Origin of the sequence: Nocardia lijiangensis NBRC 108240 (genome assembly GCF_001613045.1) — a bacterium.
Lineage (GTDB): Bacteria > Actinomycetota > Actinomycetes > Mycobacteriales > Mycobacteriaceae > Nocardia > Nocardia lijiangensis.
Genome location: NZ_BDBP01000107.1, coordinates 1 through 20,754 on the forward strand (window position 1 = coordinate 1; position 20,754 = coordinate 20,754).

Annotated in this window: 21 protein-coding genes; 13 read left to right on the forward strand and 8 right to left on the reverse strand. The window is 68.8% G+C overall.

What is annotated here, in order from left to right:
- The 5 genes from NL1_RS30915 to NL1_RS30930 all read left to right on the forward strand — a co-directional run.
- Positions 1–319: lysoplasmalogenase family protein (locus NL1_RS30915; RefSeq protein WP_218024513.1), on the forward strand; the 319-nt coding region annotated here is incomplete at its 5' end.
- Between the two features lie 327 nt (positions 320–646).
- The gene (locus tag NL1_RS36990) at positions 647–1,174 is read left to right on the forward strand and encodes a DUF3558 domain-containing protein (RefSeq protein WP_084511172.1); all 528 of its coding nucleotides are present in this window, start codon (positions 647–649) and stop codon (positions 1,172–1,174) included.
- A gap of 18 nt (positions 1,175–1,192) precedes the next feature.
- Positions 1,193–1,579 (forward strand): hypothetical protein, encoded by a 387-nt coding sequence (locus tag NL1_RS30920; protein ID WP_067846874.1) that lies wholly within the window; start codon positions 1,193–1,195, stop codon positions 1,577–1,579.
- Between the two features lie 3 nt (positions 1,580–1,582).
- Complete coding sequence (locus tag NL1_RS30925) at positions 1,583–2,908, forward strand: hypothetical protein (RefSeq protein WP_156095137.1); 1,326 nt, start codon at positions 1,583–1,585, stop codon at positions 2,906–2,908.
- A 22-nt stretch (positions 2,909–2,930) separates the two neighbouring features.
- On the forward strand, positions 2,931–3,698 hold the full coding sequence (locus NL1_RS30930; RefSeq protein ID WP_245673663.1) for an ESX secretion-associated protein EspG: 768 nt from the start codon (positions 2,931–2,933) through the stop codon (positions 3,696–3,698).
- 104 nt (positions 3,699–3,802) lie between these two features.
- Here the strand turns inward: NL1_RS30930 and NL1_RS30935 are convergent, their stop codons facing one another.
- The gene (locus tag NL1_RS30935) at positions 3,803–4,249 is read right to left on the reverse strand and encodes a hypothetical protein (RefSeq protein WP_067846880.1); all 447 of its coding nucleotides are present in this window, start codon (positions 4,247–4,249) and stop codon (positions 3,803–3,805) included.
- Between the two features lie 371 nt (positions 4,250–4,620).
- On the opposite strand from NL1_RS30935, the gene NL1_RS30940 reads away from it, so the two are divergent.
- A complete protein-coding gene (locus tag NL1_RS30940) occupies positions 4,621–5,052 on the forward strand; it encodes a nuclear transport factor 2 family protein (RefSeq protein WP_067846883.1) in 432 nt (143 codons plus the stop codon).
- Between the two features lie 26 nt (positions 5,053–5,078).
- Here the strand turns inward: NL1_RS30940 and NL1_RS30945 are convergent, their stop codons facing one another.
- Both NL1_RS30945 and NL1_RS30950 read right to left on the reverse strand, forming a co-directional pair.
- Positions 5,079–5,732 (reverse strand): LuxR C-terminal-related transcriptional regulator, encoded by a 654-nt coding sequence (locus NL1_RS30945; protein WP_218024514.1) that lies wholly within the window; start codon positions 5,730–5,732, stop codon positions 5,079–5,081.
- On the reverse strand, positions 5,729–7,096 hold the full coding sequence (locus NL1_RS30950; protein WP_067846937.1) for a sensor histidine kinase: 1,368 nt from the start codon (positions 7,094–7,096) through the stop codon (positions 5,729–5,731). The genes NL1_RS30945 and NL1_RS30950 overlap by 4 nt, the downstream gene beginning before the upstream one ends.
- 160 nt (positions 7,097–7,256) lie before the next feature.
- Between NL1_RS30950 and NL1_RS30955 the strand changes: the two genes are divergently transcribed.
- The 3 genes from NL1_RS30955 to NL1_RS30965 all read left to right on the forward strand — a co-directional run bounded on the left by NL1_RS30955 (position 7,257) and on the right by NL1_RS30965 (position 9,612).
- Positions 7,257–7,589, forward strand: a complete 333-nt coding sequence (locus tag NL1_RS30955; RefSeq protein ID WP_067846886.1) for a hypothetical protein — start codon at positions 7,257–7,259, stop codon at positions 7,587–7,589.
- 79 nt (positions 7,590–7,668) lie between these two features.
- Entirely contained in the window at positions 7,669–8,367 is a 699-nt protein-coding gene (locus NL1_RS30960; RefSeq protein ID WP_067846889.1) for a TrmH family RNA methyltransferase, read from the forward strand.
- Positions 8,368–8,523: 156 nt separating this feature from the next.
- A complete protein-coding gene (locus NL1_RS30965; RefSeq protein WP_084511173.1) occupies positions 8,524–9,612 on the forward strand; it encodes a glycoside hydrolase family 76 protein in 1,089 nt (362 codons plus the stop codon).
- A gap of 217 nt (positions 9,613–9,829) precedes the next feature.
- On the opposite strand, the gene NL1_RS30970 is transcribed toward NL1_RS30965, so the two are convergent.
- Complete coding sequence (locus NL1_RS30970) at positions 9,830–10,513, reverse strand: DedA family protein (RefSeq protein WP_067846940.1); 684 nt, start codon at positions 10,511–10,513, stop codon at positions 9,830–9,832.
- A gap of 29 nt (positions 10,514–10,542) precedes the next feature.
- Entirely contained in the window at positions 10,543–11,199 is a 657-nt protein-coding gene (locus NL1_RS30975; RefSeq protein ID WP_084511175.1) for a DedA family protein, read from the reverse strand.
- A gap of 495 nt (positions 11,200–11,694) precedes the next feature.
- On the opposite strand from NL1_RS30975, the gene fbaA reads away from it, so the two are divergent.
- Both fbaA and NL1_RS30985 read left to right on the forward strand, forming a co-directional pair.
- Entirely contained in the window at positions 11,695–12,729 is a 1,035-nt protein-coding gene (fbaA, locus tag NL1_RS30980) for a class II fructose-bisphosphate aldolase (RefSeq protein ID WP_067846943.1), read from the forward strand.
- Between the two features lie 27 nt (positions 12,730–12,756).
- Positions 12,757–13,875 carry a BTAD domain-containing putative transcriptional regulator gene (locus NL1_RS30985; protein WP_067846900.1) on the forward strand — a complete coding sequence of 373 codons (1,119 nt, stop codon included), beginning with the start codon at positions 12,757–12,759 and terminating at the stop codon, positions 13,873–13,875.
- Between the two features lie 169 nt (positions 13,876–14,044).
- On the opposite strand, the gene NL1_RS30990 is transcribed toward NL1_RS30985, so the two are convergent.
- Positions 14,045–14,365: an excalibur calcium-binding domain-containing protein gene (locus tag NL1_RS30990; protein WP_245673664.1), complete on the reverse strand. Its 321-nt coding sequence runs from the start codon at positions 14,363–14,365 to the stop codon at positions 14,045–14,047.
- A gap of 257 nt (positions 14,366–14,622) precedes the next feature.
- Between NL1_RS30990 and NL1_RS30995 the strand changes: the two genes are divergently transcribed.
- Positions 14,623–16,098, forward strand: a complete 1,476-nt coding sequence (locus NL1_RS30995) for a glycoside hydrolase family 183 protein (RefSeq protein ID WP_067846906.1) — start codon at positions 14,623–14,625, stop codon at positions 16,096–16,098.
- Positions 16,099–16,101: 3 nt separating this feature from the next.
- Here NL1_RS30995 and NL1_RS31000 read toward each other — a convergent pair whose 3' ends face one another.
- Together NL1_RS31000 and NL1_RS31005 are read right to left on the reverse strand one after the other, a co-directional pair.
- Positions 16,102–17,133 carry a fused (3R)-hydroxyacyl-ACP dehydratase subunits HadA/HadB gene (locus tag NL1_RS31000; protein ID WP_245673665.1) on the reverse strand — a complete coding sequence of 344 codons (1,032 nt, stop codon included), beginning with the start codon at positions 17,131–17,133 and terminating at the stop codon, positions 16,102–16,104.
- 98 nt (positions 17,134–17,231) lie between these two features.
- Positions 17,232–18,314: an Rv0361 family membrane protein gene (locus NL1_RS31005; RefSeq protein WP_245673666.1), complete on the reverse strand. Its 1,083-nt coding sequence runs from the start codon at positions 18,312–18,314 to the stop codon at positions 17,232–17,234.
- Positions 18,315–18,704: 390 nt separating this feature from the next.
- Between NL1_RS31005 and NL1_RS31010 the strand changes: the two genes are divergently transcribed.
- On the forward strand, positions 18,705–19,160 hold the full coding sequence (locus NL1_RS31010; RefSeq protein WP_067846909.1) for a hypothetical protein: 456 nt from the start codon (positions 18,705–18,707) through the stop codon (positions 19,158–19,160).
- Positions 19,161–20,754 lie beyond the last annotated feature (1,594 nt).

Sequence of the window (20,754 nt, forward strand, 5' to 3'; positions counted from 1 at the left end):
CACCGTCGCGACCCCGCTCACCGCCTACGGCGCCACCCTCGGCACCGCCGCCGTCCTCGCCTCCGATCCCGGGCTCGCGCCCGGCGCGAAAAACGTTGCGGGCCTGAACATCCCCGATGCCGACCCGCGCAGCCGCCTCGGCCTCGGCGCCCTCCTGTTCACCCTCTCCGACGGCCTGATCGTGCTGCGCCGCCTCTTCGCCCGCACCCCACGCTCCCGCTGCCTCACCGAGGGCGTCATCCTCGGCACCTACGCCGCGGCCCAATACCTCCTCGCCGACCCGCACGCACACGCGCGGTCGTCGCTCGACCGTTCGTAGGGAAAACCGCTGCGGGCGAGGGTCATTCGCTCCAGCCTGGAGGGCGGCCGGTCCGACGGCTTGCAGGACGAGCGCGACTCCCGCACGCCCGGCACCGGCCGTCCCGCCTGCTCTTGCTCCGGCAACTCGGCGGTCGGCTGCTGGCCGTCGACATCGTCAACCGGGCGGTGGATTGAACGCGCGGCGGGCTCCGATGGAACCGAGCGCGGGCCTGGCGCGTCCAAGACAGTGAAGGCACGTACCTGCCTGGCGCACTGTGCCGTTGTGTTCGGCGCTTCGGTAGGGTCGACGTGGACAGGCAGGTCGATAGACCCTGAGGGGGAGCAGATGGCGCGGCGTGTGATGTTGGGTGTGTGTGCTGCGGGGTTGATGCTGGGGACCGCGGCTTGCGGGGGATCGACCGAGGGGACCGCCACCACGTCGACGAGTGCTGCGCAGGCGGCGTTGTGGAATCCGTGCACGGAGATTCCGGATGAGACGTTGCGGCAGATCGGATTAGATCCATCAACGGAAGAGACCGGTGTCGCGGGGGTGCCGCAATCCGGCTGGGAGATCTGCTCATGGAACGCCGCGAAATACCACGTGACTGTCTTCTCGACCAAGCGGACTTCTGACGAGATCCAGAACAAGCCGGGGAACGTAGAGTTCCAAGATGTCCAGATCGCTGGCCGCAATGGATCTCAGTACCGAGTCGAAGGCGCCTCTAAGAGGTTGACCTGCGACATCGTATTCAGCGCTCGCCAGGGCGCGTTTTCGGTCAAAGTTGGGAACAACCCAGCAGAAGACCATCCCGATGATCCTTGCTCGCTTGCGAACCGAGCTGCCAGCATACTTGTGCCGCAATTTCCGCAATGACTTTGGGAGGGGAAAGCATTGAGTGAGCCGGACATCACCAAGTGGCGTCGATACGCGGACCAGGCTAAATCGGGGGAGATCTACCTCGACGACGAGGCGGCCGCGCGTGAGTGTTTGACCGCTTGCGATAAGTTCATCCAGGACTACACCGACCTGCTCAGGTCGGCGCAGAACGCTCAACGTGTATCCGGATTCGGTGATTTCAGCATGGCGGATGACCTCACGGCCCTGTTCCGTAGTCAAGCGACAGGTGAAGCAGATTCGATTGACTCGGTGATTATCGAATCCATCGATGTGGTGAAAGAGATGCGCGAAGTAATGCTGCTCTCGCTCAACCGGATAACCGGTCAGGTGGTCGATCACGCTGCCCAAATTTCCGGGGTCACCAACGAATTGGGGGGCTGACCCATGTCCCTCCCCGGCATGGACTTCTTCAACAACTACTCCTTCGGCGAGAACATGCTCCACAACATCACCAGCTGGATAGCGGGCGAGGAGTTGCAGCCGGAAGTGGACCCGGCGGCCGTGCAGGACCGGTACAACCGGCAGCGCGATACCGTGCGAACCGGTGCGGGCGAGATCGGGTTCGTCGGCGATTTCAAGTCGGGAATCAAGAGCTGTGACCACTTCCAGAACCCGCTCGAGGAGTTGCGAGCCAAGGTCGACAAAATCGACCTCGACGCGGTGAACGGTCTTCGCAACGCTTGGGATGAGATCGGCAAGCGGGCCGAGGCCGCGCAGACGGCGTTCAACAGCCAGATGCAGAAGGCTACGAATCCCGGAGTCTGGCGCGGAGCGTCGGCGCAGGCTGTTGCCCAGGGCGTCACCGATTTCCTTGCCTCGGCGGCGAAGACGTCGCAGGCCGCTAAACTGATGGCCAAGAAGACGGAGGAACTTGCCACGGGCCTGGCCCCGACCAAGGAGCTCGTCCCGCATGTCCCCGAGCACAATTCCAACTGGGAGAACACTCGGAGTTGGATCGCGGGGCGCGGCTGGAAGGACAACGAGGACGCGTACAACAACGCGTGGGCCGAGGCCAAGCGGGTGTTGACGACTGTGTATGAACCGGTGCTCCGGGAAACCGATCGCGTCCCCGTGATCCCGAAACCACACAACCCCACCGAAAACGGCGGCGACCCGGGCCAGAACGACGGTGGACAACCGCGTGGCACGAACACCGGCGGTCAACCCGGCGGCACGAATAATGGTGGCGGGCAGCCGACGTCGAACGAGGACCCGAACCAACCGGGCCAGACCGAGAATCCATCGCAGAACCAACAGGATTCGCAGCAGCAGTCGGACGAGGACACGCAAGCCGCGTCCACCGAGACGCCGACGACGCCGACCAGCACGACTCCGGCCTCGGCGACTCCAACTACCCCAACGACACCGACCACCCCGGGAACGCCGGGTACTCCCGGCACTCCGAGCGGACTGGGCGGCCCCGGTGCGCCCGGTGGCCCAGGCAACCCGACTGGCCGTCCCGGCGGGAGCGTGCCCGGCGTGCCAGGGACTCCGGGTGGTGCGAGTCCGGCGGGCGGAAGGCCCGCCGCGGCGAACGCTCGCGCGGGCATGGGCGGCATGCCCGGTATGGGTGCGCCGGGTGCGCGCGGCAAGGGTGAAGACGAGTCCAGCAAGGGAATTCCGGATTACCTGATCACACAGGAGCACGGGGACGAACTCACTGGACTGGCGGATGCGCCGAAGACGGTCCCGCCGGTGATCGGGGAATGAGTCGGAGTCGATGCTGAGTGGTGTGACGCGCTGGCGGTTCAGCGCGCTGGAGTTCCGGGTGTTGTGGGAGTCGACGGGTCGGGACGTGCTCCCGTACCCGTTGGGGCACCGGTGGCAGGACACCGGTGTTCCGGAGGATTTCCGTCGTGCCTGGCAGGTGGCGGCCATGGCGGTGTGGACGCATATGGACGACAACCTGCTACGGGCATTGGACGTCTTGTTGCGACCGGAGGCGCGCGTCGAGGTGGCCGGATTCCGCGGTCCGCGGCGCGAGAAGCGAATTCGCGCGCACGCGGGGGTGCACTACCAGCACGGTGCGATCGTCACGCAGCAGCCGGGTGTGGACCACGACAACGGTGGCGATGTGGAGCTGTCGTTCCTCACCGCCGAGCAGGTGGCGCCCGCGGTGATCGGCGCTTTGCCGAAATGCCCGCCGGGCCGGGGTGATTCGCTCTCCGTCGACGTCCGTGATCTCGCCGGTCAGCGCGGCGTGAACACCGACCCGTGGCGGCGCAGTCCCAAGGACGATTTCGATCGTTTCTTCAACCGGCCGACCACCTGCATCGCACACGTGGCGGTATATCCGCTCGGCAGCGTGAACAATCGACATACCCTGGGCCGCCAGGACTTTCAGGTCAACGACTTCGACGGCGACGGGCGCTACATCAGCTTCGGCGAGGACAAGGTCGTCGCCAAACCCGCACCGGAGCAAGCCCTGATCCACACCGTGCAACGCCGGATCGACCATCTCGTGGAGGGCGTGCGCAACGGCCGGTTCGCCGCACGCTGAGTCCCGCTACACCGCATACCAGCGCTGGGCGCTAGTTCCCGCTTGGCCGCGTGCTGGTGCCGCGCGCTGATCTTCGCTGCGCCGCGGTCGCGGCTGGGTATCGCCTACAGCACCAGGATGATGCGATCCCGGTTCGCCGGGTCGACACGGATCGAAATCGTCTCGCCGAGGGAAAGTTTCGGCTTGTCCGCGGGCATGACATCGAAAACGATGGAGCCGCGGTAGGTTTCGGATCCCGGAACCGTGAGTTCGAGGTCGATCTCGGTGAGTTCGCTGTAATGATCGGTGCGCTCGAGGGGGTGCACGCCTTCGACGGTTGCCCACCCTTCGAGGCCGTGGCGCCAGAGGCGGCGGTCGGCGCGGGTTGGGCGGGCGGCCAGCAGCATGCCGATGCCGACGCAGGAACCGAAGAGACCGACCAAGGCGACGATCTGGAACGGGACCGTGCCCGGCGGGGTGCGGTGCACGAGCCAACCCAGCCAGAAGCACAGCACCATCAGGTACACGGCGGTGACGCCGAGCACTGTACGTAGAATCCGTGCGTGGTCCATGCTTGCTCCGCCTCCGTTCCGGCCGTGCGCGGCTGTGGACGGACTTCGTTCGGGCGTACCTCCGCCTTCGCTCCGGAGGCGCGCGGGGACTTCGTCCGGCTGTGCCAGTCGCCCCACACCCCGACTGACCTCGTATTTCAAGCATAGGCGGGCCTCGACCTCCGATCCGGTTCCTTGGCGAATATCGGGCCGAATCGTGTCGCACGGTCGCGTACGAACGGCGCCTACGATCTCTCCGAGCCCGAGCCCGAGCCCGAGCCCGAGCCCGAGCCCGAGCCCGAGCCCGAGCCCGCCCACGTGCGGGCCTCGACCCCCAACGCCCCGTCCGATCTCCGCCAGCACCCGCCGGGCTCTCGCGCCACGCTGTCCCTATGCCGAGCGCAACGACCACAGACGTCCTCACCGGAATGTATGCCGCGGAGGCGGCCTACTTCGAGGCAGGCGGCCCCGGCCGGGCTTCGTTCACCACCCTCGCCCCGTTCTTCGCCGACGACGTGGTGCTCTACCAGGCCGAGGGAATGCCGTACGGCGGCATCTGGCGGGGGCACGCGGGGTTGGAGCGGTTCTTTGTGGCGATGGCGGCGGTGTGGGAGCTGTTCGAGATGGTTGAGCAGGAATTCCTGGCGACCGGGGAAACAGCCGTGGTGCGCACCGAGGTGCGCGCACGGGCCAGGGCGACCGGGCGAGAGTTGCAATTCCCGATCTTGCAGACGCTCCGCGTGGAGAGCGGCCGGATCGCGGAAATTCACCCGTTCTATTGGGATACGAAGGCAATCGCCGCGGCCTGCACGGTGGAGCGATAGCGGCCGGAGCGATGGCGGCGGTGCGCCTAACCCTTCAACCGCAACACCGCGAGCACCCGTCGATGATGCGTATCCGACGGCGGCAGGTCGAGTTTGGCGAAAATGTTGCCGATGTGCTTCTCGACGGCCCGCTCGGTGACGGTGAGCGCGTCGGCAATTGCGTTGTTGGACAGTCCCTGTGCCATCAGCTCGAGCACTTCGCGCTCGCGCGGCGTGAGCCTGGCAAGCGAATCCTGTTGGCGGGAAGCACCCATCAGCTGACTCACTACCTCGGGATCGAGGGCGGTGCCGCCGGTGGCGACCCGGTGCAGGGCGTCGACGAAGTCGCGCACGTCGGCGACCCGGTCCTTGAGCAGGTAGCCGACCCCGCTGGCGCCACCGGCGAGAAGTTCGGTGGCGTAACGGGTTTCGATCCACTGGGAGAAGACGAGCACGCCCGTCATCGGGTATTTCCTGCGCAGTTCGATGGCGGCGAGCAGGCCCTCGTCGGTGAAGGAGGGTGGCATCCGCACGTCCACTACCGCCACATCGGGATTGTGCTCGCCGACCACGTCGCTGAGCGTGCTCGCGTCGCCGACCATCGCGACCACCTCGTGGCCGCGCTCGACGAGCAGGCCGGCCAGACCGTCGCGCAGGATGGCGCTGTCTTCGGCGATGACGACGCGCAGCGGTGTGCTCACTGTGGATCTCCCTTGGGCAGCAGGATGGTTACCACGGTCGGGCCGCCGGTGGGGCTGTGCACGGTGAGCGTGCCGTCCACCGCGCGGGCCCGCGCCGCGAGACCCGCGAGCCCGCTCCCCGCAGCCCGATCACCTTCGGCCGGGGGCAGCACACCGCCGATTCCGTTGTCCCGCACCGTGACCGCGATCGTGCGGATGCTGTCCGGCAGCACCGAGACCCACGCCCGATCGGCGTGCGCGTGCTTGACCACGTTGGTGAGCAGTTCGGCGACGGAGAAGTAGGCGATGGCCTCGATGGCCGGGCTCGGCCGCTTCGGCAGGTGCACCCGCAGCTCCACGGGTACTGCGCAGCGGGCGGTCAGCGTCTCCAGCGCGGGGGCGAGGCCGAGTTCCAGCGCGGGCGGATGGATGCCGCGCACGAGTTCGCGCAGTTCGGTCAGCGCGTCCTTGGAGCTGGCGTGCGCGTCAGCGATCAGATCGGTGGCGTTGCCGCCCGCCGCGATGCGTTCCTCGGCCCTGCCGAGCGCCATGGCGATGGTGACGAGCCGGGCCTGGGTGCCGTCGTGCAGGTCGCGCTCGACGCGCCGCAGCGTGGCGGCCGCGTCCTCGACGGCGGCGCGCCTGCTGGCCCGCAGCTCGACCAGCTGACGGTCCCGCACGGTGGCGGCGAGCAGCCAGACGGTGAGCAGCCGGTGCAGGTGGCAGACGCCGCGCACCAGCCAGGGCAGCGCGAAGCAGCCGACGACGCCGAGCGCGGAGACCCCGAGCATGCGCGGCCACGAGTCGACGTAGAAGGTGCCGATCTGCATGAGCGAATGATGTTCGACCCCGTTCTCGTCGACATTGATCGGATCGAACAGCGCCCACGGAATCGGTGAGATCGCGATGAACACCACGATCGCCACGGTCAGCAGCGCCAGATAACCGATCACCACGCCGAGCACGAACTGCGCCAGCAGGAAGAGCATCGCCCGCCAGCTCGCCCGGTCGGTGAATGCGCTCTTCAGGAACCCGAACAGCCCGCGCTGCCGGGTGAACGCCGGCGGCGCTTCGACCGGGGTGCCGAGCAGCGTGCGGCACAGTGCCCGGTAGATCCATCCCCAGAGGCGCCCGCCGAGCAGGACGAGCGCGAGCAGCGGGATGCCGACCAGGAAGATCGAGGCGTAGAGCCCGCCGCCGAAACCGAAGAACAGGTAGCAGACGGCGAGGCACCCGAGCACGAACGCGGTGATCAGATAGGCGAACTCCTTCCAGGTCCTGGCCTGGACGGGCGCGCGCAGGATGGCCGACAGGGCACCGGCCTGCGGGTGCGGTGCGGCAGGTTTGTCGAGCACGAGGGTGGGTTCGTCTTGTGTCTCGGTCATGGGCTCCATGTTTCTCGCCGACGGCGGCGTTCTCGATGGAGCTGACCGCCGAATCGAGGGTGTGGCCAGCTACACCATTGCGCGACCGTGGGCGACCCGACCGGGGGTCCGGTGCGATTGCCGGGGCCGCTCGGCGAGTTTTGGAACTAGCATCACCCGCATGACTTACCCACCGCCGTACGGCTATCCACAGCAGCCCTACGGTAACCCGTACGGTCCGCCGCCGGACCACCCGCAGTCCACCACCATCCTGGTGCTCGGCATCCTCGGGCTGGTGCTGTGCCAGCTCTGCGCGCCGTTCGCCTGGGTGATGGGCAAGCGGGCGCTCGACGAGATCGACGCGTCGGGCGGCGCGATCGGCGGGCGCGGCAACGTCAAGGCGGGCTACGTCTGCGGCATCGTCGGCACGATCATCATGCTCGTCTACCTGGTGGGCATCGTCGCGGTCATCATTATCTCGATCTTCGCCGCGAACTCGTCGTCGTCCTACTGAGCGGCGCCTGCGGGCGGCTTCGCGCAGGTCGGGAGCGCGGGCTGAGGTGCGTCTGCACGCCGGAACTAGCATCGTCCAGGTGAGTCACTCGTCGTCGGACACCGCGGACCTTTCCTCGGGGGAGCACCTCCCCGGGCCCACCGAGTGGGGCGAGCACCCGCACGGCGTCGGTCCGTGGATCGAGGAGCACGGCGCACCGCCGCCCGACGACCCGCGGCTCGACCCCGAACTGCTGGCGCACGGCGACCGCCGCAATGTGGTCGACGCCTACCGCTACTGGTCGCGCGAGGCGATCATCGCCGATATCGACGCACGCAGGCACCCGTTCCACGTCGCCATCGAGAACTTCGGACACGACGCGAACATCGGCACGGTGGTGCGCACCGCCAACGCCTTCGCCGCCGCCGCGGTGCACATCGTCGGCAGGCGGCGGTGGAATCGCCGCGGCGCCATGGTCACCGACCGCTACCAGCGCGTCGAGCACCACACCGATATCGCCGAACTGCTCGCCTTCGCCGAGCGCGCGGGTCTCACGGTGGTCGCGGTGGACAACGTCCCCGGCTCGGTGCCGCTGGAGACGGCGCGGTTGCCGCGCGACTGTCTGCTGCTGTTCGGCCAGGAAGGTCCCGGCGTCACCGCGCACGCGAAAGACGCGGCGGCGATGACGGTCTCGATCGCCCAGTTCGGTTCCACCCGCAGCATCAACGCAGGTGTGGCTGCGGGTATTGCCATGCACGCATGGATTCGCGAACACGCCGATCTCACCACCGCGTGGTGAACGATCCTGCAGTGTGAACGATTCGGCGTCGGCCGGGTAACAATTCGACGGCCAGAACTGGCTTCCACCTGGCACCATTGAGCTATGACCTCGCGGAGCCCACGGACTGGGCAGGATGCTGCACCGACGCCCGCGCTCTGGTCGGAGCGGGCGGATATGGCGGAATCCGCGATCGTCTCCCGACATCTGCGGGCCCTGTGGGCTTGTCCCGGAACGGAACTCGGCGTCGTCGGCTGGCCGGCCACCAAGCGTGAGCGGGCCTTCGTGTCCTGGCACTACTGGTGGCAGGCGCACCTGATCGACTGCGCGGTGGACGCGGCGAACCGGTCGCCGACGCCGGTGCGGCGCAAGCGGATCGGCGAACTCGTGCGCTCGCATCGCATTCGCAACATCACCGGCTGGACCAACAACTACTACGACGACATGGCCTGGCTCGCCATCGCTTTGGAGCGGGCGGAGCGGACCCAGAGCCTCACCGAGGCGCGCAGCGCGCTGGTCGCGCTGGAGAAGAAGCTGTACGACGCGTGGAATCCGGAGATCGGCGGCGGCATCCCGTGGCGCGTCCGCGCGGACTACTACAACGCGCCCGCCAACGGTCCCGCGGCCATCGCGCTCAGCCGCCTCGGGCGGCACAACCGCGCGCAGGAGATGGCGGACTGGCTGGACGCGACCCTGCGCGATCCCGGCACCGGCCTGATCCTGGACGGCATCCACCTGCCCTCCGGGGTGATCGAGCGCCCGACGTTCACCTACTGCCAGGGCGTGGTGCTCGGTGTGGAGGCGGAGCTGGCGATGCACACCGGAGAGCAGCGCCACCTGGACCGGGTGCACCGGCTGCTTGCCGCGGTGGAGGACCACATGACCGTCGGCGGCGTCATCAAGGGCGGCGGTGGCGGTGACGGCGGACTGTTCAACGGCATCCTCGCCCGCTACCTCGCGGTGGTCGCGGTGATGCTGCCCGGCGAGGATCGCCAGCAGGTCGCCGACCGGCGAACCGCGGCCGCGATCGTGCGGGCCTCGGCGACGGCTGCCTGGGCGAATCGGCTCGAGGTCGAGGGCGAGCCGCTGTTCGGCGCGGACTGGAGCAGGCCCGCGCAGCTGCCCGGTGGCATCGCGGGGGCCGGTTACTTCACCTCGGGTGGCTCGGTGACCTCGTCGAAGGTGCCCGAGCGCGACCTGTCGGTGCAGCTGTCCGGCTGGCTGCTGATGGAGGCCGCCTACCAGGTCAGCGCGGCCGGGATCTGATCGTCACGCCGATCCCGGCTCGGCCCGCGCCGGGCGCTCGGTCCGTGTCCGGTCCGGATCGCGTCGGGTCTGGGATTTCGCTGACTGCTAGCTCTACGGATGGGGACCGCGTCGGGCGCTCGCGCCGCATCCAAGATTGCGTAGAGCGCTCGCCCTGGGGCCAGGATTGTGCCGAGCGCTCGCTACCCGGCTGGATCCGCGGTGGGCGTCCGAGTTCTCAGTACTCGACCCTCGGCAGCACGACGGTCGGCGCGTCGACCTCCACGTCCACGTCGAACTCCTCCGCGGGCTTCGACATCTCCAGCCGGTAGTGCCGGATGCCGAGGATGGTCCCGATGATCAGCCCCACCACCAGCGTGCCGATCACGCCGGGCATCAGCCACGGCACGCGTTGCAGGAAGCTGCCCGCGTAGAAGCCGATGAGCAGCAGCACCGGGGCCCAGATGATGGCGCCGATGGTGCTGGCGATGGTGTATTTGCGGTGATCCATCTGCGCGGCGCCCGCGACCATCGGGCACAGCGTCCGCACCCACGGAATCCACCGGGCCACCAGCACCGCGAGGAAGCCGTGCCGTTGCAGCAACTCGGAGACGCGTTGCAGGTTGCGGGTGTTGATATACCGGCCGTCTTTGCGGGCCACCAAGCGGTGGCCGGTGCGTTGTCCGATGACGTACCCGACCTGGTTGCCGGTGATCGCGGCGACCATAGCGCCCACCGAGAGCGCCCACACCTGCGCTTCGCCGGTGGCGTGCGAGGCCATCACGATTCCCGCCGTGATCAGCATCGAGTCACCGGGCAGGAACAGCCCGACGATCAGGGCGCATTCCAGGAAGACGAAAGTAAGCACCACCGTCCAGACGAGCGCGGGGCCCGCCGAGATCAGCGGATCGAAACTGCCCATCGCGAGGGGCGACGCGCTGGACACTGGCCTCAGCGGGTGGTCTCGTTCGCCGAGGCGGTCAGCTCGGGCTCGACGACCTCGGGCTTTTCGGCGCCGCGGTTCAAGACCTTCTTCGCCACCGCCATGATCCCGGGCAGGATCGAGACGAACACGATGAGCAGGAAGATCGCCTCGACGTGGTCGCGGATGAAGCCGACGCCACCGAGGAAGTAGCCGAGGATCGTGACTCCGCCGCCCCACAGGACGGCGCCGACGATGTCGAACGCGACGTACTTGCGGTAGTCCATCTTGGACACGCCCGCCAGCACCGGCATGAAGGTGCGCACGATCGGCACGAACCTGGCCAGGATGATGGTCTTCGGGCCGTGCTTCTCGAAGAACTCGTGCGTCTCCGTCACGTAGGACTTCTTGAAGAACCGGGTGTCTTCCTTGCGGAAGATCGCCGGGCCGATGGCGCGGCCGATCCAATAACCACATTGGTCACCGGCGAAGGCGACGAACGTGACGGCGGGCACCAGCACCCAGATGGACACCGGCGGATTGTCCTGCGCCGCCAGCAGGCCGCCGGTGAACAGCAGGGAGTCGCCGGGAAGAAGCGGGAACAGCAGACCGGTCTCGATGAAGACGATCACGAGGATCGCGGGCAGCACCGCGTTCTTCAGCCACGTCTCCTGGAGCAGGTACATCGGGTCCAGCAACTGGGTCAGTGCGAGGTTGGTCGTCACCGATTCGGTCGCTGCCTGCAGAATCACGCGGCCTCCTGTCCCGGGATGCGGCTGGCCTATACATTGCTTGCCACCGCATCGGAAGCTGCCAGCGCAATTACCCGGCCCACAGTACCGGGTCACGCTGAGAATCCCCCGTCGAGCGAGAAATTACCCTTGATTAACCAGGCTGTGTGCTTGGCGCGCTGGCGCGCGCGGGTTCGCGGCCCTTATGTCTCGCATCCGAGCGGCCGAGACTCGCGACTACATCGCATGCGCTTCGGCCGCTCGGATGCGAGACGGCCGCGAACGGTCGCTCGTAAGACTCGCTCCGTGCGGGGCTGGGTGTGTGTGGAGGTCTCACCTCCGTAAGTACTGCCTGCCGCCCAGAGAAAGGCGGAGAAACGCCCCTGCCTTAGGGTATGGCCTGACAGAATTGGCTACCGCCTTTTGCCGCACGACACGGAGGTCTTCACAGTGCCCATCGCGACTCCGGAGGTCTACGCCGAGATGCTCGGTCGGGCCAAAGCGAACTCCTTTGCCTTCCCGGCCATCAACTGCACCTCGTCGGAGACGATCAACGCGGCCATCAAAGGCTTCGCCGACGCGGGCAGCGACGGCATCATCCAGTTCTCCACCGGTGGTTCGGAGTTCGGCTCCGGCCTCGGCGTGAAGGACATGGTCACCGGCGCGGTCGCGCTGGCCGAGTTCGCGCACGTGGTCGCCGCGAAGTACGACGTGACGATCGCGCTGCACACCGACCACTGCCCCAAGGACAAGCTGGACAGCTTCGTCCGTCCGCTGATCGCCATCTCCCAGGAGCGGGTGAACGGCGGCGGCCTCCCGCTGTTCCAGTCGCACATGTGGGACGGCTCCGCGATCCCGATCGACGAGAACCTGGAGATCGCCAAGGAGCTGCTCAAGGCCACCGCCGCGGCCAACATCATCCTCGAGGTCGAGATCGGCGTCGTCGGTGGTGAAGAGGACGGCGTCGAGGCCGAGATCAACGAGAAGCTCTACACCTCGCCGGAGGACTTCGAGAAGACCATCGACGCCCTCGGCGCGGGCGAGAACGGCAAGTACCTGCTCGCGGCCACCTTCGGCAACGTGCACGGCGTGTACAAGCCGGGCAACGTGGTGCTCAAGCCCGAGGTGCTGGCCGAGGGCCAGCGCGTCGCGGCCGCCAAGCTGGGTCTCGCCACGGACGCGCAGCCGTTCGACTTCGTCTTCCACGGCGGCTCGGGCTCGCTGAAGTCGGAGATCGAGGACTCGCTGCGTTTCGGCGTGGTGAAGATGAACGTCGACACCGACACCCAGTACGCCTTCACCCGTCCGGTCGCCGCGCACATGTTCTCGAACTACGACGGCGTGCTCAAGATCGACGGCGAGGTCGGAAACAAGAAGGCCTACGATCCGCGCGCCTACCTGAAGAAGGCCGAGACCTCGATGGCGGCGCGCGTCCTCGAGGCGTGCAATGATCTGAAGTCTGCGGGGCGGTCGATCAGCGCCTGACCCCTTTCTCTCCGGGGGCCCGAGCTCATGAGTCTTGATGTGCGTGTGCTCGGGCCCGTTCGGCTGCTCGTCGGTGGTGAGCCGGTGGCGGTCGGCGGGCCCAAGCCGCGAGCGTTGCTTGCCGCGTTGGCCGTCAATCGGCGGCGCGCGGTGGCATCGGCCGCACTGGCCGACATGGTGTGGAACGAGGATCCGCCGGATTCCTACGCCGCCAGCTTGCAGGTGTTCGTCTCGAATATCCGTAAGGCGCTGCGTAATTCGGGTGTGGATCCGGTGCAGGTGTTGCGCACCGAGTCCTCGGGCTACCGCTTGGAGATCCCCGAGGAGGCCTGCGACATCGGCCGTTTCGAGGCCACCAGGGATGCCGCGGCCAAGGCAGCTGGGGTCGGCGATCACGCGGGCGCCGCGCAGTTGTTCGGCAACGCCTTGCGCGAGTGGAGCGGCCGGGCGATGTCCGACCTGGCGGGTCTGCAGTTCGCCGACGGGTTCGCCACCGCGATGGACGAGGAACGGCTGCTGGCCGTCTCGGCCCGCATCGACGCCGAGATCGCCTGCGGGCGAGCCTCTTCGGTGATCAGCGAACTGGTCTCGATCACCAACGAGCATCCGCTGCGGGAACCGCTGTGGGGTCAGTTGATCACCGCGCTCTACCTCTCCGGCCGCCAGGCCGACGCCCTCGACGCGTGCCGCAGGGTGCGCACCGTGCTCGCCGACGAGCTCGGCATCGATCCGGGCCCCGCGCTGGTCGAGCTGGAACAGCGGGTGCTGCGCCAGGAACCGTTGAACACCATGGAGTTCAAGCGCACCGAGCGCTTGGCCGCCGCCATGACCGATACCGTCACCGAGCTGCCGCGCTCGGTGCGCAGCGGACAACTGCGCATGCCGGACGGGCGGGTGCAGCCGATCGCGTTGGGCGGCATGCGGATCGGCCGGATGACCGACAACGACCTGGTGCTCGACGACCCGAAGGCCAGCCGCTACCACGCGCACATCATGCCGAGCCGGGCCGGACTCCTGATCAAGGACCTGCATTCGGCCAACGGCGTGTACATCAACGAGGAGGCGATCGAAAGCGGGGCGTTGCTCGCCGACGGCGACGTCATCCGGATCGGGGCGACCATCCTGACCTTCCAGGCGGTGCAGTAGGCGGGCGGAGGTACATCCGAATCCCCGTGCATGGTCGCAGCGACGACGCGGAGGTACATCCCATCGGACGCCTCTCCGTGCATGGTCGCGGCGATGGTGCGGATGTGCCCCTCAACAGACGCTTTCGGACACAACCCGCGCACGGCCGGAGCGACGGCAGCGGCACTGCTCAGTTGCAGGCGATGCCGTCGCCGTCCGTGTCCAGGTACGACGCGTAACCGGGCTGGCCACGGTATAGCGGCCAGGCCCCCTCGGCGCGCACCTGATCGCAGTTGGCGTAGTACCGGCGCGGGCGCTCGTCGTCATCCTTCGGCGGCGGGACGTTGTCGCCCTTCGGTCCCGGCCGGTACGTCGGTCCGGGATCGGCGTCCCTCGGGCCGGAGACCACGGAGAACGGCGGGGACTCGGCGATGGCGGGCGCGGCCATCCCGATCAGGGTCACGGCGCCGAATGCCGCGGCGGCGCATCGGCGTATCACTGAATTGCTCACGTACCCAACGTGCGCCGCGAGAAGCGGTCCGTCAACAGTTCGCGCACGGCCGGGGCGGAGTTACGGCGTTCAACGCGATGGCGGGCGCGGTCCGTCAACGCCCACGCACGGCCGGGAGGTGCTCCAACGTGCACTGCCGGACGCGGCTCCGACACTCTTGTCTATGCGGGGGTTTCGGAAAATACCGCCTGGCCTGTGGGTGGTGACCGGTAGGGTCGACCCGATCTTGCAGAGCATGGAACGTCGAGGGGTTGTGTATGGCCAGGCGGCTGGTGGCCGCGGTCGGCGCCGTGGTGTTCGGCGCGGGCGCGTTGATGTACGGCGACCGGTCGCTCGCGCTTGCGACGCCCGAGCCGGGTATCGCGGCGGGTGTGCCGGGCAGTGGTCCATGCGTGAGTGATCCGCGGCCCGTGCACGAACCGCTGGTCCCCAAGACCCTCGAGGTGCCGATCCCGTACCCGGTGATCACCGTCCTGCCGCCGCAGCAGCCCGACCCCCAGCCGGTGCGCACCGACACGGCGCTGCCCGACGACCCGTGCATGAACCCGTGCCCCGATCTCACCGACGGCCCGCCGCCTCCGCCCGGCCTGGCCGGTCAGCTCGGTATTCCCGAGATTCTGTTGAGCCCCAAGCCTTTCCACTTCGGGGTGCCCGGTCCCGGACCGGATCCCGGCCCCGTACCGCCGCCACCGCCGCGCGTCGACGCACCGGTCGAGCCCGCGGCGCAGTCGCCCGCGCGCCCGGCGCCGCGCATCGCGGGAGTGCGCGAGGTGGCCAAACAGACCGGCGCGAACTCGGTGAACCGCACCGACAAGCGCTGGCAGGTGGACGGCACGGATCTCGGCATCATGTGGGAGAGCGCGCCGGGGGAGATCGCGGTCGCGTTCGGCGACACCGTCGGGCGCGGGTTCCATCCGCCAGGCGGCATGGGCGGCGACTGGCGCAGCAACGTGCTCGCTTTCAGCACCGACCGCGAGCTGTCCGACGGGATGACCTACGACCGGATGGTCACCGACGGCCGGTGCCACGCCGCCGAGGTGCTGTCCAGCCGCAAGCTCGACAACGTCGAGATCACCACCATCCCGACCTCCGGTTTCGCACTCGGCGACCGGCAGTACCTGAGCTACATGTCGATTCGCACCTGGCACAGCGTGCCGGGCACGTTCTTCACCAACTACGGCGGCATCGCCTACTCCGACGATCACGGCCAGACCTGGACCAAGGACCCGCACGCGCGCTGGGACAACATCTTCGGTCTCGCGAATTTCCAGGTGAGCGCGATGGTTCCGCACGGCGACCACGTCTACATGTTCGGCACGCCCAACACCCGGCTCGGCTCCGTCGGCCTGGCCAGGGTGGCGAAAGACCAGATCCTCAACACCACCGCCTATCAGTACTGGCGGGACGGACAGTGGACACCCGTGGGCGGAACGGGCGGCGCGACACCGATCGTCGACGCGCCCGCGGCCGAACTCTCGGTCCGCTACGACGTGACGCGCGACGTCTGGCAGATGAGTTACCTCGACACCGCGCGCGCCGCCATCGTTGTGCGCGAAGCGAATTCACCGCAGGGCGTGTGGTCCGCCGGCACGCCGACCGTCACCGTGCTCGACTATCCCGAGCTGTACGGCGGTTTCATCCACCCGTGGTCGACGGGTTCGGATCTGTACTTCAAGATCTCGACGTGGAGCGACTACAACGTCTACCTGATGCACGCCACCCTCGAGGAGTGACGGTCAGGAGAAGCGGACCTCGGCGACGGCGCGGCCGAACAGCTTGCGGCCGTCCGAGGTGCCGCCGAGCACGATGGTGCCCGCGCGCCGCTCGGTATCGAGCGATTTGATCTTGCCGGTGAACTCGATCGTGGCCGCCGCGTCGGGGGGCACCGGAACGAAACCGGAGAAGCGGACGCTGAACTTCTCGATGGCCGTGGGATCGCCGAGCCAGGAGGTCAGGTACTCGGCGGCCAAGCCCATCGTCAGCATGCCGTGCGCGACGACGGTCGGGAGGCCGACCAGCTCGGCGGCGCGCTCGCTGAAGTGAATCGGGTTGGGATCGCCCGCGACGCCCGCGTAGTTGGCCAGGTCGCCACGGGTCAGCGACGCGGTGCCCGCGGGCAGCTGGTCGCCGACGGTCAGCTCGTCGAAGTCCTGCGCGGTGTGCACGGGCCGCGACGGGGCGACGTGTGAGTGCTCGTTCGCGTCGGATTCGATCAGGCCGGGCGCGTCGGGCTGGAAGGGATCGCCCGGCTCCGGACGCGAGTGCATGAAGATCTTGTCGACCGCCGCGACCAGGTTCGGGTCGACCTCCGCGCCGCGGCGGGCCACGATCGTGGTCGAGCCGATCTGCAGGATCTCGTCGTCCTGGTTGGCCAGCTCGAACTTCACGGTGATGAAGTCGTTGTCGCCGAACTGCCGGATCGACTCGATCAGCATCCCGGTGCGGATGGTGTCACCGGCCAGGATCGGCCGGTGCATCTCGAAGACCTGGTCGGTCTGCAGGATCTGGGTCAGGTCGTAGTCGGTGAGCACCGTGTCCAGCAGCGCCTTGGTGCCCGTCATGCCGATCACCGAGGCGAAGGTCGGCGGCGCGATGATGCTGTCGTAGCCGAGCTCGCGGGCGTGCGGTTCGCCGTGGTGCGCGTAGTGGTGGTTCTGCACCGCGCGCGCGAACTCCCGCACCTTCTCGCGGCCGACCTCGTAACGGTCTCGAACCTGGAATCGTCGTCCCGCCAGTGACGCCGTATCCACGGCTCCAGGCTCCGCCATCGTCTGCTCCCTGCCCATGATCCGGGCCATGCTACTGGCCGTACCGGTCCGTTGACCAGGTAAGTGTGAGCACTGGCACCGCTTACCCGGTTTGACGCCTACGGAGTACCAGCGGGCGGATCACAGACCTTCCAGCCCGCGTCGGTGCGCTCCAAATCGAAGGTACGCGCTGAGCGTTTACCCGGATCTGCCTCGGTGTATACCGTCGCCTGAGCGATCGCCGTGCTGTCGGTGATCCGGATCGCGTCGATGCTGTCCACCACCGGGATGTTCTTGCGCTCCTGGGAGAGCTGGTGCACGCCGGCGAACTGGTCGTCGGGGATGTTCTTGTAGAAATCGTGCAGCGGTCCGCAGGTGCTGCTGCGCAGCGTCACGAGATCGCCGTCGCGCAGCGCGCTCGTGTAGTCGCCGATCGCGGTGCGGACCTTGTCCTCTTCGGTCTCACTGCTCGTGAGCGCGAACAATCCGACGACGGCGAGCACCAGCACCACGGCCGCGGCGCCTGCCGCGAGCAGCCAGCGCTTGGAGCGACCCGCGGGCGCCGGTTCCGCGGCCTTGACCGGGGTCGGCGGGACCTGGGTCGGCGGGGCCGGGGGGATGCGCTGCGGCTGAGCCATCGGCCGCGGCGGCTGCTGTGGCTGTGGTGGTTGCGGCGGCTGCTGGGGCGGGCGCTGAACCGGGGCATCCATCACCGACTGCGCCGGACGGGTCGCGTTGAGGTCGGCGGGTGACGGCGCGGACGCTGCCTGGCGCGGCTGGGCGGCGGGGCGAGGCGCCGACGGACGGGTGTCCTCGACCTCGTCGGGCGCGCTCGGCGGCGGACCCGACGGACCCTGCTGACCTGCTTGCTTCGGACCCGGCGCGGGGCGCGGGGTGGTCGGCGGCTTCGACAGCGGCGGACGCTGCCCCTGCACCCGATCGGTGGCGGGCCGCTGGATCGGCAGCGCCATCGTCTTCGCATCGTCGTCGCCGGGGTGCGCGACGATCGGCATCGCCATGGTCACGGAGTCATCCGCGGCGATCTCGACCTGATCGTCCTGCGGCTCCCGCCGCAGCTCGACCTGCTCGTCCTGCGGCTCCCGCCGCATCACCACCGTCTTGGCATCCGTGCCGCCCGAATCGGGCTCGTCGTGTTCGTCGTCCTCGTACAGGCCAACCAAGTCGACCCGCCGCATGACCATGGTCTCGTAGTCGGCGCTCGACGGTTCGCCACCCTCGGGACTCTGTTCTCCCGAAGCGCCCGGCTGGTTCTGCGGAATCTCCGTGGTCGCGGCTTCGGTCGCGCCGGGGTGAGGGGGAGCGTCTTGTGCGGGAGTCGCGGTCTGACCGGCATGTCCGGCACTCTGCTGCGCGGCGGCGGCCTGGGTCGCGCCCTGACCGGCGGAGCCGCCCTGTTGGGCGGCGGCAACACCTTGCTGTTGCGAACCCGTGCCTGACTCAGCGGCAGACTTGGCCGCAGCTGCTGCGGCGGCTCCGGCGGCTGCCGTGCGACCCTCACCGGCACTCGGGCTCTGCTGCCCGGCAGGTCCGCCCTGCTGTCCTGCGCTCGGGCTCGCACTGGCGGGGCCACTTTGCTGCCCTGCGGGACCACCCTGGTGTCCTGCGGCTGCGCCCAGGCCCGCGGGTCCGCCCTGCTGAGCAGCGACTGCGCCCTGCCCGCCGGGACCACCTTGCTGTCCGGCGGGCCCGCCCTGCTGAAGGCCGCCGGGTGCGCCTTGCCCCGCAGTCGAGACGCCTTGCCGATCGGCGGCATTCCGTTGAGCGGCGGCAGTACCCTGCTGAGCGGCGGCAGCGCCGAGCGTCGATGCGTTTCCTCGATCGCCCGACGGTGCCTGTTGAGCAGCAGCACCCTGCTGTCCGGCGGCTGCGCCCTGACCAGCGGGGCCACTTTGCTGTCCGGCGGGAGGGCTCTGCTGTGCGGTGCCGCCGGGTTGGGTGGCGGCAGCGCCTTGCTGAGCGGTGGTGGGGCCCTGCGGGTGCGGAGCCGCGCCGGACTGAGCTGCTGCGGGCTGGGAGCCCGCCGATGACGCGACGGTCGCGCGCCCTGAAGCAGATGCACCCGAGCCCGGCTGTCCGGCGGGGGCGCCCTGCTGCGCAGCACCGCCGGCGGTGCCGGGTTGTCCGCCGGGACCCTGCCCGGTGGCAGCGCTTTGCGCGGCGGGACCGCCCTGCTGCGCGGAGGCGGATTGTTGAGCGGACGCGGCATCGGGCTGCGCAGGGGTCACGCTCGGCCCGTTCCCGGAACCCTGCTGCGCGGCAGCGCTCGGTCCGCCGGATCGAGTGCCCTCACCGGCGGCGGGCACCGACTGGGCAGCATTTCCGGCCGCAGCGGCGGTTCGCGCGGTGTCGGCCCCGGCAGGAACGCCCGATCGAGTGGCAGCGGTTCCGGTCGCGGCGGAGCTGGACTCTGCCGCAGTGGCCGCGCCTGGCTGAGCGACGTTGGAGGGGGTGCCTGCGGCGGTGGCGGGGCTCGGAGTGCCCTGCTGAGCGACGGGAGCGCCGGGCTGGGCGGCGTCGGTTCCGGGTGTGCCCTGCTGAGCGGATGTGGGGACTGTCCCAGCGCCTGCTGCGGGGCTCGTGCCAGCCGAGCCGCTGCGCGGGATTTCCGTGGTTGCCGCGTCGATTGCGCTGAGTTTTCGAGCGCTGGCGGTAGCGCGGTCGGTGGGCGCGCTTTCCTGGGTGGACGCGGCATCGCGCTGTCCCGGGGTCACGTGCTCCCAGCCCTGGGAATCGCTCTGCTGAGCGGCGGTGGAAGTGCTTGGTTGCGCGGCAGGAGTGCCGGGGTGAGCGGCGGTTCCGGGTGCACCCTGCTGAGCGGATGACGTACCAGATGAGGCGGCCTCGGCTCCCTGGGCCGCGGCTGCTGCAGGGCCTGTGCCGGTCGAACGACCGGGCTCGGCGGCCGAGCCCCTGCGTGGGATTTCAGTGGTTGCCGCATCGATTGCGCCGAGCTTTTGAGCGCCGGTGGTCGCGCGGTCGGCGGGCGCGGTCTGCTGGGTGGACGCGGCCTCGCGCTGGCCCGGGGTCGGGCTGCCCTGGGAATCGACGTGCTGTTCGGCCGCACTCTGCCCCCCGGAGCGGGTGCCTTCTTCCGAGCCGGGGAGGCTGGCCGCGGTCCCGGTGCCTGTGGGAGCAGCTGCCGCGGTGCTCGCGGTCGATCGATCACTGCTGCGCGGAATTTCCGTGGTCGCCGCGTCGAGCTTGCGAGCGCCGCCGGCATCAGGCGCGTCTTGCTGCGCCCCGGGGGTTCCCTGCTGACCGGACCCTTCGGACCGACCCTGCGGTGCGCCCGGTCTATCGGCTGCCGCGGCCGGCGCGTCTGCGTTGTCGTCCTGATCCCAGGTCGCGCCGAAGCCGCCTCCGGAAATGATCCGCGACGGGGTCGAGCCCGCCGAGTCCGCGCTCGGCGGCGTGGCGGGCATGGGCTGGGTGGGGGTGGTGGCCTGCGGGTGCACGACGGGACGCCGGTCGCGCGGGTCCCGCGCTCCCGCCTGTTCGGCGGAACCGGAATCGCGTACCGGGTTCTTCTCGTCGTTCGGGTCGGACACCTACTACCCCTCGCTCATGCGGATCTGTGCAGTCGACGGCCAGCCTAATAGGCGCGGCGGGACGAAGTCCTTC

Bases quoted from the DNA above. Each gene is read 5' to 3' on its own strand.
- NL1_RS36990 (WP_084511172.1), top strand. From the start codon at position 647: ATGGCGCGGCGTGTGATGTTGGGTGTGTGTGCTGCGGGGTTGATGCTG.
- NL1_RS30925 (WP_156095137.1), top strand. From the start codon at position 1,583: ATGTCCCTCCCCGGCATGGACTTCTTCAACAACTACTCCTTCGGCGAG.
- NL1_RS30935 (WP_067846880.1), bottom strand. From the start codon at position 4,249: ATGGACCACGCACGGATTCTACGTACAGTGCTCGGCGTCACCGCCGTG.
- NL1_RS30940 (WP_067846883.1), top strand. From the start codon at position 4,621: ATGCCGAGCGCAACGACCACAGACGTCCTCACCGGAATGTATGCCGCG.
- NL1_RS30950 (WP_067846937.1), bottom strand. From the start codon at position 7,096: ATGACCGAGACACAAGACGAACCCACCCTCGTGCTCGACAAACCTGCC.
- NL1_RS30955 (WP_067846886.1), top strand. From the start codon at position 7,257: ATGACTTACCCACCGCCGTACGGCTATCCACAGCAGCCCTACGGTAAC.
- NL1_RS30965 (WP_084511173.1), top strand. From the start codon at position 8,524: ATGGCGGAATCCGCGATCGTCTCCCGACATCTGCGGGCCCTGTGGGCT.
- NL1_RS30970 (WP_067846940.1), bottom strand. From the start codon at position 10,513: ATGGGCAGTTTCGATCCGCTGATCTCGGCGGGCCCCGCGCTCGTCTGG.
- NL1_RS30975 (WP_084511175.1), bottom strand. From the start codon at position 11,199: ATGTACCTGCTCCAGGAGACGTGGCTGAAGAACGCGGTGCTGCCCGCG.
- NL1_RS30985 (WP_067846900.1), top strand. From the start codon at position 12,757: ATGAGTCTTGATGTGCGTGTGCTCGGGCCCGTTCGGCTGCTCGTCGGT.
- NL1_RS30995 (WP_067846906.1), top strand. From the start codon at position 14,623: ATGGCCAGGCGGCTGGTGGCCGCGGTCGGCGCCGTGGTGTTCGGCGCG.
- NL1_RS31000 (WP_245673665.1), bottom strand. From the start codon at position 17,133: ATGGCGGAGCCTGGAGCCGTGGATACGGCGTCACTGGCGGGACGACGA.
- NL1_RS31005 (WP_245673666.1), bottom strand. From the start codon at position 18,314: ATGGTCATGCGGCGGGTCGACTTGGTTGGCCTGTACGAGGACGACGAA.